Source organism: Ectopseudomonas oleovorans, assembly GCF_029845265.1.
Classification (GTDB): domain Bacteria; phylum Pseudomonadota; class Gammaproteobacteria; order Pseudomonadales; family Pseudomonadaceae; genus Aquipseudomonas; species Aquipseudomonas oleovorans.
The window spans coordinates 60,480-73,912 of sequence record NZ_JAOCLK010000009.1 but is presented as its reverse complement, the minus strand read 5'-3'; the positions used below and the strand labels follow the sequence as shown (position 1 = coordinate 73,912).

Here is a 13,433-nt window from a genome sequence, read left to right as displayed (position 1 = left end):
GATCGCCCAACATGAGAATGCGTCGTCACCACCAGCAGGACGAAGATACCGGCATCGACCTCACGCCGATGCTCGACGTGGTCTTCATCATGCTGATCTTCTTCATCGTCACCAGCTCCTTCATTCGTGAGTCTGGCGTCGAAGTGCAGCGCCCGCAGGCGGAAACCGCCAGCCCGCAGGACAAGGGCAATATCCTTATCGCCGTCACCGCCGACGGGCAGATCTGGATGGACAAACAGCCGGTAGACATCCGCAGCGTACGGGCGCATGTCGAGCGCATGCGCGTCGATCAGCCGGATGGCGCCGTGGTGGTGCAGGCCGATCAGGATGCGCGTACCGGCCTGGTCGTCCAGGTGATGGATCAGGCGCGTCTGGCCGGCGTGCAGGATGTTGCCCTGGCTGCCGGTAGCGGAGTCAACTGATGCGCCTGCCGCTGTCTTTTCTCGGCGCCTGCCTGATGGCCTTGGGGCTGTTCGCCCTGATGCTGTACATGGTCGCGCCACCGAGCGCCAAGGTGAACCAGGACCCGGTCAGCGTGGCCAACTTCGTGCGCATGGACGGTAACGCCAGCGAGACCGCCAGCCGCACCCGTCAGCAGGCACCGCAGCCGCCGCAACCGCAGACGCCGCAGCCCCCCACGCCGCCGACGCCGCAAACGGCCACGCCGAATGCCAACCTGCCGGCGCTGGATATCCAGCTGCCCAGCCTGGCCAGCGGCATTGCCGTCAACAGCGCGCCGGCACCGAGTCTGTCCGGCCTTGCGCCGGGTGCTCCAGCGCCGACGCCGCCGAGCGAGGCCGCCGAGTCCGGTGGGCAGATGGGCGGGATGGAAAGCGAAGTCATGCCGCTCAATGACGTGCGCCCGGAATACCCGCGTTATGCGCTGCAGCGTGGCATCGAAGGTTTCGTCAAACTGGCTTTCACCATCAATCGCTCCGGCAATGTGGAGAACATCCGCGTGCTGGAAGCCAACCCGCGTAACGTCTTCGAGCGCGAAGCGCGCCGTGCCGCCTCTCGCTGGCGCTTCGCGCCACGTACCGAAGGCGGCCTGGCGGTGGACCGCGAAGCGGTGAAGACCCTCTACTTCCGTCTGGAAAGGAGCTGACCATGTACCGTTGGTTGTTGCTCGTGATGCTCAGTGCCGCAGCCCTGCCCGCCATGGCCCAGCAGACCATCGACCCGGCCGTGTTCAAGGCTTTGAATGCGGCGCAAGGCGCGCAGCAGAAGGGCGATTACAGCGCCGCGCGGCGCGCGCTGGATGAGGTCCAGACCAAGAGCGGCAGTCTTGAGGAGGCTCTGGTCTGGCGCAGCAAGGCTTACGTGGCCTGGTCGGCCGGCAACAATGCTCAGGCCATCGACTGGCTGGACAAGGCTGTGCGTAGCGGCAAGCTTGACGATGAAATGCTGGCTGGCGAGCGCCTCAATCTGGCCAAGCTCAACCTGGGTGAGCGCCGCTACGCCAAGGTCGTCGAGTTGCTGGCGCCGAATCAGAGCAGTGCCTCCGAGGAGGTACTGCAGATGCTGGTGCAGGCCTATCAGGGCATGAACCAGCCGGCCAAGGCGCTGCCCCTGGCCGAGCGTTACGTGCAGGCCAATCCCAAGGCCGCCGATATCTGGCTGCAGTTTCTGGTGGGTGCCAATGCCGATCTGAAACGTTATGCCCAGGCCGAGCGCTGGCAGCGCCAGTTGCTGGCGCGCCAGCCGAACGATGCCAAGGGCTGGCGTCAGCTGGCTGCCCTGCAGCAGATGGCCGGCAGTAATGACAAGGCGCTGGCGACCCTGCGTGCGGCGCATAGCAAGGGCCTGCGTTTTAGCGAATCTGAGCTGGACAACCTGGTGCTGCTGGCTGGCGCTGCGGATCAGCCCTGGCAGGGCGCCAAGCTGCTGGCCGGGATGCTCGACAGTGGCCTGCTGGCCAACACCGCCGCACGTCAGGAGCGCCTGGGCCTGTTCTGGTGGCAGGCGCGTGATCGTGCGGCTGCGGTGCGCGTGCTGCGCCCACTGGCCGAGCGCAGCGGCAACGGCAAGCACTGGCTGTATGTCGCGCAGCTGGAGCTGGAGCAATCGCGCTGGCAGGCTGGCCTGGATGCGCTGGCGCGTGCCGAGCGTGGTGGCGCCGAGCGCGGCAAGGTGCGCTCCTGGCGGCAGTGGGCGGAAAGCGAGCTGCGTTTCGAGCGGGAGAACCGGGTCGCCAGCCGTAACTGACGATGGCGATGCCGGATATGAAAAAGCCAGACGCGATGTCTGGCTTTTTCTTGGGGGCGTATCGGTAGGCGCTTGTGTAGGAGACGCGCCTCGCGGCGAATAGGGCTAACAGCGCAGGTCTTTCTGGATGACCACGACCGCTTCGCCCCGAGGCGGGGCTCCTACAAGCACCCCGGCTGGGCTCAGCTGTCGGGCAATTCGTAAGCGTAGATCTTGTCCGCTTCCATCTGATAACCAACTTCGGCCAGCTCGCTGCTGACATGTTCGGTTTTCAGCGGGCCTTCCACCCAGAACGGTTGGTACAACGCGTCGAGCAATACGCCGAGCTCGCTGGTGACGTGGACGATCTGGTTCGAGGGCGGTGGTGGTACGTGAATGCAGGCGCCGAAGTAGGGCACCAGCAAAAACTCCACCACCCGGCCTTCGTCAGTCACATCCAGCGGCACGATATAACCGGGCAGCTTCACCTGCTGACCATTGAGCTCCTTGACCACTGGCGCGGCCGGCGATTGCTGCATGGCGGCCGGGCCAGATTCGGCCAGGGCGTCGGCCAATTGCGAGAGGTCGTGGATCGGCGCTGGGTTGATGACCTGCGGCGGAGCGTCCGATGGAATCAGCTCGGACCAGGTGAGTTCGCGCACATCAGCGGCGGCCAGCGGCAGTGCCAGGGTCAGCAGCAGAGTGGCGAACAGGGGGCGAGACATGAGGAACCTCGTAATAAGAGCGCCTGCGCAGTGTACGCCAGGCGCTCTCAACTTTCCCTCAGAGCCTGATCGACAGCCCATCGGCCAACGACTGCCGATAGGCCCGCCAGGCCGGCACGCTACCCATCGCCACGGCTGCGGCGAGAATGCAACCAAGTAGTTTCCATTCGTAACTCGACGGCGCATTGAGTGCCAGATACAGGCCGTAATTGGCCTGAACGAAACCCTGACTGCCGGCGATGCCCAGATAGAGCAGCGTGACACCGAACGCCACGCCGGCAAGCGCCAGAGTGAAGGCCTCCAGCACCAGCAGACTGGCGATATGCCAGGGGCGGGCGCCTACCGAGCGCAGAATGGCCATCTCCCGGCGGCGCTCGTTGAGGCTGGTGAGAATCGCCGTGAGCATACCGATCAGACCTGTCAGCACAACGAACAGCGAGACCACGAACAGCGCCTGTTCGGCGGTGCCCATCAGGCTCCACAGCTCCTGCAGGGCGACACCCGGCAGGATGGCCAGCAGCGGCTCGCCACGGAACTCGTTGATCTCCCTTTGCAGGCTGAAGGTGGCGATCTTGCTGTTGAGACCGAGCATGAACGCGGTGATCTGCTTCGGCTGCAGGTCCATGGCGCGTGCCTGATCCGCGCTGATCTGCGCCGCGCCGCGTGCCGGCATGCCGTTTTGCCAGTCGATGTGCAGCGCTTCCATTCCAGCCAGGGAAATGTGCAACGTGCGGTCGACCGGTGTGCCGGTGCGCTCGAGGATGCCGACCACGGTGAACGGCTTGTCGTCATGCTTGACCAGGCTGATGGTGGCGACGCCGTGTGCCAGAACGATGTTCTCGCCGAGGCCGTAGCCCAGCGCCTGTGCCACTTCCGCGCCGAGTACTACCTCGAACGGGTCGTCGGCAAACTCGCGGCCCTGGGCCAGCTTCAGCGCCTGGCTGCGGGCGTAACGATAGTGCTCGAAATAGGCGGTGCTGGTACCCATCACCCGGTAGCCGCGGTGCGAGTCGCCGAGGGAAATGGGGATGGCCCACTTCACCTGACGGTGGTTGGCGAAGTGCTCGAAGCTGTCCCAGCGGATGTTGTTGGTGGCGTTGCCGATACGAAATACCGAGTACAGCAGCAGGTTCACACTGCCCGAGCGGGCGCCGACGATCAGGTCGGTGCCGCTGATGGTGTTGGCGAAGCTGGCGCGCGCCTCGGTGCGCACGCGCTCGACGGCCAGCAGCAGGCACACCGACAGGGCGATGGCGAACACCGTGAGCAGGGCGGTGAAACGACGGTTGGCCAGGCTGGCCAGGGCGATGCGGATCAGGTGCATCTCAGACCTCGACGGACTTGGCGGCGCGATTGAGTTCGCCCAGCGACAGGCTGCGGTCGAACAGCGGGGCCAGACTCTGGTCGTGGCTGACGAACAGCAGGCTGGCGCCGGCGGCGCGGCATTCGGCGAACAATAGTTGCAGGAAAGCTTCGCGGGCGTCGAAGTCCAGTGCCGAGGTCGGTTCGTCGGCGATCACCAGTTCCGGCTGGCCGATCAGTGCGCGCGCGGCGGCGACCCGCTGTTGCTGGCCGATGGACAGTTCGTCGGCGCGGCGACCGAGCAGGTCGGCGCGCAGGCCGAGATGGTCGAGCAGCGCTGCTGCTGCGGCATCGATGCTGCCGTGGCGCTGGCGTGCGCGTTCGGCACGCAGGCGCGAGAAGCGGCAGGGCAGCTCTACGTTCTCGCGCACAGAAAGAAATGGCAGCAGGTTGAACTGCTGGAAGATGTAGCCAGTGTGGTCGACGCGAAAACGGTCGCGGGCACCGGCGGAGAGTTGGCCGAGGTCCTGGCCGAGCAGGCGGATATGGCCGCTTTGCGCACGTTGTACGCCGCCGAGCAGGCCGAGCAGGGTGGTTTTGCCGCTGCCACTGGGGCCTTTGAGAAAGAGAGTCTCACCGCGTGCCAGGGTGAAGACGGGGATATCCAGCAGCTGCGCCTGGCCGGGCCAGGCGAAGCCGAGATTGGCGAGTTCGATCAGAGGTTCGGTCATTGTCTGCTGAGTGTCGGGAGAAGGCATTTATTGCCGGAGCGAGGGGCGCTCACTCCGGCAATGAGACGTGGCAGGTCAGAAGCTCAAGCGTGGCTGGGACGGCGTCAGTTCCACGCCCTGCTGACCATTTGGGCCGATCAGTTGTACCTGAATCTTCTCGGTGGCGGGGAAGCGTTTGAACAGTTCGGCGAGATCCAACTGTTTCAATTCGTTGGCCTTGGCGCATTCGAAGCGATAGTGCGCATGGATGTCGCTGTGCTCGCCTTCATGATCGTGATCGTGATCGTGATCGTGATCGTGATCGTGGTCAGCGTCGCCGAACAGTGGGCTTTCCAGTTCGACCTGGGTGGCCTTGCAATCGCCGCTGTTGAGGGAGAACAGGCTGATGGGCTGCTCCAGTTCCCGCTTGGCGGCGGCGACCTTGGCCTTGTCGGCATCGCTCTTGGCGGCATGTTCGAAGCCCACCAGGTTCATTGCCGGGCTTTCGAGCTGCAACTCCAGCAGGTTGCCGTCCAGTGCTGCGTTGAGGCTGGCGACGCCGTGTTCGTGGGCACCCAGGCTGTCGTGGGAATGTTCGTGGTCGTGATCATGGCCGTGCTCATGAGCCTGGGCGGCGACCAGTGGCAGGAGGGCGAAGGGCAGGGCGAGCAGCAGGTGGCGCATGGGTATCTCCAGCGTAGGTTAGATTTAATTGTTACGTTATAACAACTTTTGTGGCGGACTGGCCAGCGCGTAGGGGGCGTGGGAGCATGCAGCTTCCTGACTGGAGGCTGAACATGATGCGAATACGTGGGCGCATTGGCGACTGGCCGGTGGACTTGACGCTGGAGCTGGATAACGAGGACTGGGCGCAACTGGCGCAGCATGTGGCTGTTACGCCGACACCCAGTCTAGTGGCAACGACTGCCACGGCCGATGCAGGCGACGCGCTGTGGCAGACCGCGCTGCAGCTGGTGCGCGATGCAGGACAGGTGGACGGGCCGAAGCTGATGGCGCAACTGGCCGCGCTGGCCGGGGGGGAGGTTGCAGGCAAGCGCTTGTTGGTGCGTCTGCGTCATTGCGAGCAGATCCGCATGGAAACCGGCGCGGATGCGCCGATCTATCACTGGCAGGAGTAGTTGCTCAGGCTGCCAGGGTGTCGTGGGGCGCCCTGCTGTGAGCAGCGAAACATGAGCGGTTTCATCGGAGGTGCGCACGGCCTAGGCGGCCCCGCGACACCCTACAAAGGCCATCCGTGTCAGGCCGGAGCCTTATCTGTGTCGCCGTAGGGTGCGCCGCGCGCACCGAACATCACCTGCTTGAGCCGGCGAGTAGCCGATGCGCAAGGCGCGCCCCACGGCGAGCGCGATCCAACGCTGGATCAGTAGATCGCCTGATACAGCTTGCGGCGGTAAGTGGTGACCAGCGGGTGATCGCCGCCGAGCAGGTCGAACACCTGCAGCAGGGTCTTGTGCGGTAGGCCTTCGCTGTAGCTGCGGTTACGCACGAACAGCTTGAGCAGGCCGTCCAGCGCCGCTTCGTATTGCTGGCGCGCCAGTTGCTGCACGGCCAGTTGATACAGCGCCTCGTCGTCCTCTGCGTTCTGCGCCAGGCGGCTTTTCAGCGTGGCGGCGTCTGGCAGGTCGGCGGCCTGACGCAGAAAGGTCAATTGCGCCTTGGCACCGGCCAGTGCCTGCTTGTGCTCGTCACTCTTGACGGCGTTGAGCACGGTTTCCGCTTCGCCCAACTCGCCGCGCTCGGCCAGGCAGCGCGCGTAGATGATCAGCGCGGCAGCATTTTCGTTGTCTTCGGTCAGCACCTGCTTGAGCAGTGTTTCGGTATCGGCAAAACGGCCTTCGGCGAACAGCGCCTGAGCGGCCTCCATCGGGTCGGCGGCGGCAGGAGCCGGTTCGGCGACGTGAGGCTTGAGCATCTCGCGGATCGCCGCTTCCGGCTGGGCGCCGGCGAAGCCATCCACCGGCTGGCCGTCCTTGAACAGGACCACGGTAGGCAGGCTGCGAATGCCGAAACGCATGACGATGTCCTGCTCGATATCGCAGTTGACCTTGGCCAGCAGCAGCTCACCGGCATATTCCTCGGTGATCTTCGCCAGCATTGGCATCAGCGCCTTGCACGGCGCGCACCACTCGGCCCAGAAGTCGACCAGCACAGGTTTGTGGAAGGAGTTCTCGATCACCAGTTGCTCGAAGTTGGCGGAGCCGGAGATGTCGAAGATGTAGGGGGAGTCGCTCATGGTCGGTCTCGAAAAACAGGGCAATGGTCTATTAATGCGGGCACTGCCGCGCGGTTACAAGGGGCGCACGGCGTGATACAGGCTGACCTCGCGGAATTCGGCGGGCTCGGCCAGGTCTGGCCAGGTGCAGCCGTCCAGCAGTGCCAGGCGTTGGTACAGCGGATGCTGGAAGTCCTTCACCCGTGAATCGGCCACCAGGGCCTGACGCCCGCGGCTGAGAAAGTGGTCGAGCAGCGGCAGGTTGGCGCGATCGTAGAGCACGTCGGCGACCAGGATCAGGTCGTAGCGATCCGCTTCGGCGAAGAAATCGTCCGAGTAGTTCAGCGTCACACCGTTGAGTGCGGCGTTGGCGCGGCTGGCGGCCAGCGCCAGTGGGTCGAGGTCGCAGGCCACCACTTCTGCCGCACCCGCCTTGGCCGCGGCAATGGCCGCTACGCCGGAACCAGCGCCGAAATCCAGTACGCGCTTGCCGCGTACCCATTCGGGGCGCTCGGCCAGCCAGCGTGCCAGCACCAGGCCGCTGGCCCAGCAGAAGCACCAGTAGGGCGGCTCTTCGAGGATGCGCCTGGTCTCCTCGGGGTTGAAAGCGCGCTCCATGTTGCTGGCATCGATCAGCCACAGGGCGATATCGGTACCGGGCAGTGTTTCGGCCACCAGGCGGGCATCGCCGAGCAATTCGCTGAGCGTATGCTGCAGCGGTGCGGGTGGTTTCATGGCGCCGGCACCAGATGCAGCGGGCCAAGGTCCTGGTCGTTCAGTTCAGCGATGGTGCGTGCCGGCAAGCGCTGCACCAGCCGTCCGGATTGACTGACGCGGCCGCGCAGTTCCAGGCGCAGGTCCTGAGGCGCCTGCTGCGTGTTCAGGGGCAGATGGAACGGCAGCGCTTCGCCGTCGCCACGCAGATGAACCTGGCCAAGCAAGGCACGCGGGCGACCGCGCATGTCTACGCCCAATAATGCGAGGTCGACATCGGCGCCTGCGGCGACGCCAAGCAATTCGCCGCGCAGGCCTGGGCCCTGGATCGGTGCAGCGATGGGTTCTGCCTGTGCAGGTGCTGGAGTGGGTGGCGGCGCGGTGCTCGTGGGCTCGCCGGCGCAGGCCGCAAGCAGGCCGCTCAGGGCAATGGGTAGAAGGGGCAGATATCGATTCATGGCAGGTTCTGCTTTTGACGGGGCATGGGCATAGCTTAATTTGTCTTGCCGCCGTAAGCAGGCGAACTCAAGGCTCCTTACATTTTTCAATGGCGTGCTATGCGCTACCATGGCGACTTTGCCGCCATTCGTCAGCCCTCACCATGCATTGTCCGTTCTGCGCTGCCAACGACACCAAGGTCATCGATTCCCGTCTGGTCGCCGAGGGCGACCAGGTCCGCCGCCGCCGCGAATGCGTGGCCTGCGGTGAGCGCTTCACCACCTTTGAAACCGCCGAGCTGGTGATGCCGCGCCTGATCAAGCAGGACGGCAGCCGCCAGCCTTTCGACGAAGAAAAGCTGCGCGCCGGCATGCAGCGCGCGCTGGAAAAACGCCCGGTGAGCGTCGAGCGCCTGGAGGAAGCCATCGCCCGCATCAAGCAGCAGTTGCGCGCTACTGGCGAGCGCGAGGTGAAGTCGCTGGTGCTGGGTGAGTTGGTGATGACCGAACTGAGCAAGCTCGACGAGGTGGCCTATATCCGCTTCGCCTCGGTCTACCGGCGTTTTCAGGACCTCAACGAATTCCGCGAGGAAATCGAACGCCTGGCCCGCGAGCCGTCGAAAAGCCGATGAGCGAACGCGACCAATTCTTCATGGCGCGCGCCCTGCGGCTGGCGCGCAAAGGCCTGTACTCCACCCATCCCAATCCACGAGTCGGCTGCGTCATCGTGCGTGATGGCGAGATCGTCGGCGAAGGCTGGCATGCCCGTGCCGGTGAGCCGCACGCCGAGGTGCACGCACTGCGCCAGGCCGGCGACAAGGCGCGTGGCGCCACGGCGTACGTGACACTGGAGCCCTGCAGCCATCATGGGCGCACGCCGCCTTGCGCCGATGCGCTGGTCGCCGCCGGGGTCAGCAGGGTCGTCGCGGCGATGCAGGACCCCAACCCGCAGGTGGCCGGCAGTGGCCTGCTGCGCCTGGCCCAAGCCGGTATCGAGGTCGCCAGTGGCGTACTGGAAAGTGAGGCGCGAGCGCTCAATGCCGGTTTCATCAAACGCATGGAGAGCGGGCTGCCGTTCGTGCGCGTCAAGTCGGCGATGAGCTTGGATGGCCGCACTGCCATGGCCAGCGGTGAGAGCCAGTGGATCACTGGCCCGGCGGCGCGCGCGGAGGTGCAGCGTTTACGCGCGCAGTCCAGCGTGGTGCTCAGTGGTGCCGACACCGTGCTGGCAGACGATGCCCGGCTGACGGTACGTCCCGATGAGCTGGGGTTGGGGGTCGAAGGCACTTTCATGGCCGCCTCGCGACCGCCGCTGCGGGTGTTGGTCGATGGTCGTCTACGCGTGCCGCTGAGCAAAGCCTTCTTCCAGGCCGGTCCGGCGCTGGTGGCTACCTGTGCGGCGGCCGCCGCGCGTGACCGCTATCTGGCCGATGGTCATGAACTGCTCGCCGTACCGGGCAGCAATGGTCACGTCGACTTGCGCAAGTTGCTGCTGGAACTGGCCGGCCGTGGCGTCAACGAAGTGCTGGTGGAAGCCGGGCCGCGTCTGGCCGGCGCTTTCGCCCGTTCCGGCTTGGTGGATGAGTACCGCATCTTCGTCGCGCCCAAGCTGCTCGGCTCCAGTGCGCGGCCGCTGTTCGAACTGCCGCTTAACCGCATGGCCGAAGCGCCGGAGTTGCAGATTCTCGATATTCGCGCCGTCGGCGACGACTGGCAGATCACCGCGGTACCCAAGGCCAGATAGCGCACGGGCCATGCGTCGCGGCGATAAATGTGATAAAACGCCACGCGGCCATTCATATGGCCGCAACGTTCTCAGGGCGGGGCGAAATTCCCCACCGGCGGTAATGGTTCGTAGAACCTAGCCCGCGAGCGCTCGCCACGGCACCTGCCAGGCGAGGTCCAGCAGACTCGGTGCGATTCCGGGGCCGACGGTATAGTCCGGATAAAGAGAGAGCGGGATTCCCTCCACGGGCGCCTCGTGCGTGTCCGCGAAATCCCTATCGATCGGCATTGCCCTGTTTTTGACCAAAACAGGAGTTCGTCCATGCTGTTCAGCAATACCTTCAACGTGAAACCGGAGGGCGTATGTTCACCGGCATAATCGAAGCCATCGGCAGTATCCGCGCCATGACGCCGAAAGGTGGCGACGTGCGCGTTTACGTGGCCACCGGAAAACTCGACCTGGGCGACGTCAAGCTCGGCGACAGTATCGCCGTCAACGGCATCTGCCTGACCGCCGTGGAACTGCCAGGCGACGGCTTCTGGGCCGACGTCAGCCGCGAGACGCTGGCGCGTACCGCCTTCGTCGATCTCAAGCCCGGCAGTGCCGTGAATCTGGAGAAGGCTCTGACGCCCACCAGTCGCCTCGGCGGCCATCTGGTCAGCGGTCACGTCGACGGCGTCGGCGAGATCGTCTCGCGTGCCGATAACGCCCGCGCCGTGCAGTTCAAGGTGCGCGCGCCGCGTGAGCTGGCCAAGTACATCGCGCATAAGGGTTCGATCACCGTCGATGGCACCAGCCTGACGGTCAACGCGGTCAATGGCGCCGAGTTCGAACTGACCATCGTGCCGCACACCCTGGCCGAGACCATCATGGTCGACTACCAGGCCGGGCGTAAGGTCAACCTCGAGGTCGACCTGCTGGCGCGTTACCTGGAGCGCCTGCTGCTCGGCGACAAGGCTGCAGAGCCCAAGGCCTCGGGCCTCACCGAAAGCTTTCTCGCCGAACACGGCTACCTGAAGAATTGAGGAGACGCCCCGATGGCGCTCAATACCGCTGAAGAACTGATCGAAGACATCCGCGCCGGCAAGATGGTCATTCTCATGGATGACGAAGACCGCGAGAACGAAGGCGACATCATCATCGCCTCCGAATGCGTCACCGCCGAGCACATCAACTTCATGGCCCGCTTCGCCCGTGGCCTGATCTGTATGCCCATGACCCGCGAGCGCTGCGAACTGCTCAAGCTGCCGCTGATGGCGCCGCGCAACGGTTCCGGTTTCGGCACCAAGTTCACCGTCTCCATCGAGGCGGCCGAAGGTGTGACCACCGGCATCTCCGCTGCCGACCGCGCACGCACCGTGCAGGCTGCAGTAGCGCGCAATGCGGTGGCCGAGGATATCGTCAGCCCTGGCCACATCTTCCCGCTGATGGCCCAGCCCGGCGGCGTGCTGGCCCGTGCCGGCCACACCGAAGCGGCCTGCGACCTGGCGCGTATGGGTGGTTTCGAGCCGAGCGGGGTGATCTGCGAGATCATGAACGACGACGGCACCATGGCCCGTCGTCCGGAACTGGAGGCCTTCGCTGAGCTGCACGGCCTGAAGATCGGCACCATCGCCGACCTGATCCACTACCGCCTGATCCACGAGCGTACTGTCGAGCGCATCAGCGAGCAGCCGCTGGACACCGAGTTGGGTCAGTTCAATCTGGTGACCTACCGTGACGGCGTCGAGGACACCGCACACATGGCGCTGACCCTGGGCACCATCTGCGCCGAAGAGCCGACCCTGGTGCGCGTGCACAACATGGACCCGCTGCGCGACCTGTTCCTGGTCAACCAGCCGGGGCGCTGGAGCCTGCGCGCTGCCATGGCCGAGGTGGCCAAGGCGGGTAGCGGCGTGGTGCTGCTGCTGGGCAACCCGCTGACCGGGCCGGAGCTGCTGGCGCTGATCAGCCGCCAGCAACCGGCCAACCCTGCGACTTACAGCACCGTGGGCGCCGGCTCGCAGATTCTGCGCGACCTCGGCGTACGCAAGATGCGCCTGATGAGCTCGCCGATGAAGTTCAACGCGATATCCGGCTTCGACCTCGAGGTTGTAGAATACCTGCCGGCTGACTAAAAGCGGCCCGAAGGGCCAAAGCTGATGACCCTCTCCCTCTGGGAGACGACTGCATGGATGCAGGAGGTAGGGCGACGCAGGATGCCAAAGCCGAGGGTGCCCGCAGGGCGGGAGAGGGTATTTCGGTGTATATCGCATGCCCTCTCCCCCGACCCCTCTCCCGCAAGCGGGAGAGGGGAGCTAAAGCACGTAGCCCGGATGAAATCCGGGAAGATCGGCACACTGGCCCCGGATTGCATCCGGGCTACGCTGACAAACGAATTTTATTTTCGGAGCGCTCAGTGCTCCGGCTCTTTAACCCATGTGAGACCCGTCATGACCCTGAAGACCATCGAAGGTACCTTCATCGCCCCGAAGGGCAAATACGCCCTGGTGGTAGGCCGTTTCAACAGTTTCGTCGTCGAGAGCCTGGTCAGCGGCGCTATCGACGCCCTGGTTCGCCACGGCGTGAGCGAGAGCGACATCACCATCATCCGTGCGCCGGGTGCTTTCGAGATTCCGCTGGTTACCCAGAAGGTTGCTCAGCGTGGCGAGTACGCGGCGATCATCGCCCTGGGCGCGGTCATCCGTGGCGGCACCCCGCACTTCGAATACGTGGCAGGCGAGTGCACCAAGGGCCTGGCCCAGGTCTCCATGGAATATGGCGTACCGGTCGCCTTCGGCGTGCTGACTGTCGACTCCATCGAGCAAGCCATCGAACGTTCCGGCACCAAGGCAGGTAACAAGGGTGCCGAAGCTGCGCTGTCTGCCCTGGAAATGGTCAGCCTGCTGGCGCAGTTGGAGGCCAAGTGAGCAACTCCGGTAACGGCCAGCCGGCCAAGAAGGGGCCCAGCGGCAAGATCCTCGCGCGCCGCGAAGCCCGTACCCTGGCCATGCAGGCGCTGTACTCCTGGCATATCGCCGGGCAGCCGCTGAACGAGATCGAAGCGCAGTTTCGCGTCGACAACGATTTCAGCAAGGTCGATGGCGCCTACTTCCACGAGATCCTGCACGGTGTGCCGCGGCAGAAGACCGAACTCGACGGCGCCTTCGCCCCGCTGCTCGATCGCCCACTGGAAGAGATCGATCCGGTCGAACTGGCCATTCTGCGGCTGTCCACCTACGAGCTGAAGAACCGCGTCGATGTACCCTACAAGGTGGTGATCAACGAAGGTATCGAGCTGGCCAAGGTGTTCGGTGCCACTGACGGGCACAAGTTCGTCAACGGCATCCTCGACAAGCTAGCGCCGACGCTGCGCGCTACTGAAGTAAGCGCCAACAAGCGCTGAGGCTCGCGGGGATGCTC

Annotated in this window: 17 protein-coding genes and 1 riboswitch; of the genes, 10 read left to right on the top strand and 7 right to left on the bottom strand. The window is 64.7% G+C overall.

Features of this window, described 5'->3' with window-relative positions:
• The first annotated feature begins 11 nt into the window (after positions 1-11).
• From N5J71_RS06845 to N5J71_RS06835, 3 genes are read left to right on the top strand one after another with little or no spacing between them, the layout of a single operon-like run.
• Positions 12-422 (top strand): ExbD/TolR family protein, encoded by a 411-nt coding sequence (locus tag N5J71_RS06845; RefSeq protein WP_003463247.1) that lies wholly within the window; start codon positions 12-14, stop codon positions 420-422.
• Positions 422-1,105 carry an energy transducer TonB gene (locus N5J71_RS06840; RefSeq protein WP_017675596.1) on the top strand — a complete coding sequence of 228 codons (684 nt, stop codon included), beginning with the start codon at positions 422-424 and terminating at the stop codon, positions 1,103-1,105. Before N5J71_RS06845 ends, N5J71_RS06840 begins: the two co-directional genes overlap by 1 nt.
• A 2-nt stretch (positions 1,106-1,107) precedes the next feature.
• Positions 1,108-2,205, top strand: a complete 1,098-nt coding sequence (locus tag N5J71_RS06835) for a tetratricopeptide repeat protein (protein ID WP_279916580.1) — start codon at positions 1,108-1,110, stop codon at positions 2,203-2,205.
• A 182-nt stretch (positions 2,206-2,387) separates the two neighbouring features.
• On the opposite strand, the gene N5J71_RS06830 is transcribed toward N5J71_RS06835, so the two are convergent.
• The 4 genes from N5J71_RS06830 to N5J71_RS06815 all read right to left on the bottom strand — a co-directional run bounded on the left by N5J71_RS06830 (position 2,388) and on the right by N5J71_RS06815 (position 5,605).
• Positions 2,388-2,909, bottom strand: a complete 522-nt coding sequence (locus N5J71_RS06830; RefSeq protein WP_279916579.1) for a DUF3299 domain-containing protein — start codon at positions 2,907-2,909, stop codon at positions 2,388-2,390.
• 58 nt (positions 2,910-2,967) lie between these two features.
• Positions 2,968-4,233, bottom strand: a complete 1,266-nt coding sequence (locus tag N5J71_RS06825; protein ID WP_279916578.1) for an ABC transporter permease — start codon at positions 4,231-4,233, stop codon at positions 2,968-2,970.
• A 1-nt stretch (position 4,234) separates the two neighbouring features.
• On the bottom strand, positions 4,235-4,942 hold the full coding sequence (locus tag N5J71_RS06820; RefSeq protein ID WP_279916577.1) for an ABC transporter ATP-binding protein: 708 nt from the start codon (positions 4,940-4,942) through the stop codon (positions 4,235-4,237).
• 75 nt (positions 4,943-5,017) lie between these two features.
• Positions 5,018-5,605, bottom strand: coding sequence for a DUF2796 domain-containing protein (locus tag N5J71_RS06815; protein ID WP_279916576.1), 588 nt, complete (start codon positions 5,603-5,605; stop codon positions 5,018-5,020).
• Between the two features lie 113 nt (positions 5,606-5,718).
• On the opposite strand from N5J71_RS06815, the gene N5J71_RS06810 reads away from it, so the two are divergent.
• Entirely contained in the window at positions 5,719-6,060 is a 342-nt protein-coding gene (locus N5J71_RS06810; RefSeq protein WP_279916574.1) for a hypothetical protein, read from the top strand.
• Positions 6,061-6,302: 242 nt separating this feature from the next.
• Here N5J71_RS06810 and trxA read toward each other — a convergent pair whose 3' ends face one another.
• Genes trxA through N5J71_RS06795 form a run of 3 tightly spaced genes read right to left on the bottom strand, consistent with a single transcriptional unit; the run spans position 6,303 to position 8,326 of the window.
• Complete coding sequence (gene trxA / locus N5J71_RS06805; RefSeq protein ID WP_279916573.1) at positions 6,303-7,175, bottom strand: thioredoxin; 873 nt, start codon at positions 7,173-7,175, stop codon at positions 6,303-6,305.
• A 54-nt stretch (positions 7,176-7,229) separates the two neighbouring features.
• Positions 7,230-7,889 carry a class I SAM-dependent methyltransferase gene (locus N5J71_RS06800; protein ID WP_279916572.1) on the bottom strand — a complete coding sequence of 220 codons (660 nt, stop codon included), beginning with the start codon at positions 7,887-7,889 and terminating at the stop codon, positions 7,230-7,232.
• Positions 7,886-8,326 carry a hypothetical protein gene (locus N5J71_RS06795; RefSeq protein ID WP_099526290.1) on the bottom strand — a complete coding sequence of 147 codons (441 nt, stop codon included), beginning with the start codon at positions 8,324-8,326 and terminating at the stop codon, positions 7,886-7,888. The genes N5J71_RS06800 and N5J71_RS06795 overlap by 4 nt, the downstream gene beginning before the upstream one ends.
• A 143-nt stretch (positions 8,327-8,469) precedes the next feature.
• Here N5J71_RS06795 and nrdR point away from each other — a divergent pair, with 143 nt between their 5' ends.
• The 6 genes from nrdR to nusB all read left to right on the top strand — a co-directional run bounded on the left by nrdR (position 8,470) and on the right by nusB (position 13,416).
• On the top strand, positions 8,470-8,937 hold the full coding sequence (nrdR, locus tag N5J71_RS06790) for a transcriptional regulator NrdR (RefSeq protein ID WP_003243991.1): 468 nt from the start codon (positions 8,470-8,472) through the stop codon (positions 8,935-8,937).
• Positions 8,934-10,049 (top strand): bifunctional diaminohydroxyphosphoribosylaminopyrimidine deaminase/5-amino-6-(5-phosphoribosylamino)uracil reductase RibD, encoded by a 1,116-nt coding sequence (gene ribD, locus N5J71_RS06785; RefSeq protein ID WP_279916571.1) that lies wholly within the window; start codon positions 8,934-8,936, stop codon positions 10,047-10,049. Before nrdR ends, ribD begins: the two co-directional genes overlap by 4 nt.
• 63 nt (positions 10,050-10,112) lie before the next feature.
• Positions 10,113-10,267: riboswitch (FMN riboswitch) on the top strand.
• Positions 10,268-10,393: 126 nt separating this feature from the next.
• Entirely contained in the window at positions 10,394-11,056 is a 663-nt protein-coding gene (locus tag N5J71_RS06780; protein ID WP_116619991.1) for a riboflavin synthase, read from the top strand.
• A 12-nt stretch (positions 11,057-11,068) separates the two neighbouring features.
• On the top strand, positions 11,069-12,148 hold the full coding sequence (gene ribBA / locus N5J71_RS06775; protein WP_279916569.1) for a bifunctional 3,4-dihydroxy-2-butanone-4-phosphate synthase/GTP cyclohydrolase II: 1,080 nt from the start codon (positions 11,069-11,071) through the stop codon (positions 12,146-12,148).
• 315 nt (positions 12,149-12,463) lie between these two features.
• Positions 12,464-12,940 (top strand): 6,7-dimethyl-8-ribityllumazine synthase, encoded by a 477-nt coding sequence (ribH, locus tag N5J71_RS06770; protein ID WP_012019761.1) that lies wholly within the window; start codon positions 12,464-12,466, stop codon positions 12,938-12,940.
• Entirely contained in the window at positions 12,937-13,416 is a 480-nt protein-coding gene (gene nusB, locus N5J71_RS06765) for a transcription antitermination factor NusB (RefSeq protein ID WP_108233720.1), read from the top strand. Before ribH ends, nusB begins: the two co-directional genes overlap by 4 nt.
• Positions 13,417-13,433 lie beyond the last annotated feature (17 nt).

Excerpts from the sequence above, each read along its gene's own strand:
- ribD (WP_279916571.1), top strand. The coding sequence starts at position 8,934 with ATGAGCGAACGCGACCAATTCTTCATGGCGCGCGCCCTGCGGCTGGCG.
- ribH (WP_012019761.1), top strand. The coding sequence starts at position 12,464 with ATGACCCTGAAGACCATCGAAGGTACCTTCATCGCCCCGAAGGGCAAA.
- N5J71_RS06830 (WP_279916579.1), bottom strand. The coding sequence starts at position 2,909 with ATGTCTCGCCCCCTGTTCGCCACTCTGCTGCTGACCCTGGCACTGCCG.
- N5J71_RS06780 (WP_116619991.1), top strand. The coding sequence starts at position 10,394 with ATGTTCACCGGCATAATCGAAGCCATCGGCAGTATCCGCGCCATGACG.
- N5J71_RS06810 (WP_279916574.1), top strand. The coding sequence starts at position 5,719 with ATGATGCGAATACGTGGGCGCATTGGCGACTGGCCGGTGGACTTGACG.
- N5J71_RS06815 (WP_279916576.1), bottom strand. The coding sequence starts at position 5,605 with ATGCGCCACCTGCTGCTCGCCCTGCCCTTCGCCCTCCTGCCACTGGTC.
- N5J71_RS06825 (WP_279916578.1), bottom strand. The coding sequence starts at position 4,233 with ATGCACCTGATCCGCATCGCCCTGGCCAGCCTGGCCAACCGTCGTTTC.
- N5J71_RS06845 (WP_003463247.1), top strand. The coding sequence starts at position 12 with ATGAGAATGCGTCGTCACCACCAGCAGGACGAAGATACCGGCATCGAC.
- trxA (WP_279916573.1), bottom strand. The coding sequence starts at position 7,175 with ATGAGCGACTCCCCCTACATCTTCGACATCTCCGGCTCCGCCAACTTC.
- ribBA (WP_279916569.1), top strand. The coding sequence starts at position 11,069 with ATGGCGCTCAATACCGCTGAAGAACTGATCGAAGACATCCGCGCCGGC.
- N5J71_RS06840 (WP_017675596.1), top strand. The coding sequence starts at position 422 with ATGCGCCTGCCGCTGTCTTTTCTCGGCGCCTGCCTGATGGCCTTGGGG.
- N5J71_RS06820 (WP_279916577.1), bottom strand. The coding sequence starts at position 4,942 with ATGACCGAACCTCTGATCGAACTCGCCAATCTCGGCTTCGCCTGGCCC.
- N5J71_RS06800 (WP_279916572.1), bottom strand. The coding sequence starts at position 7,889 with ATGAAACCACCCGCACCGCTGCAGCATACGCTCAGCGAATTGCTCGGC.
- N5J71_RS06795 (WP_099526290.1), bottom strand. The coding sequence starts at position 8,326 with ATGAATCGATATCTGCCCCTTCTACCCATTGCCCTGAGCGGCCTGCTT.
- N5J71_RS06835 (WP_279916580.1), top strand. The coding sequence starts at position 1,108 with ATGTACCGTTGGTTGTTGCTCGTGATGCTCAGTGCCGCAGCCCTGCCC.
- nrdR (WP_003243991.1), top strand. The coding sequence starts at position 8,470 with ATGCATTGTCCGTTCTGCGCTGCCAACGACACCAAGGTCATCGATTCC.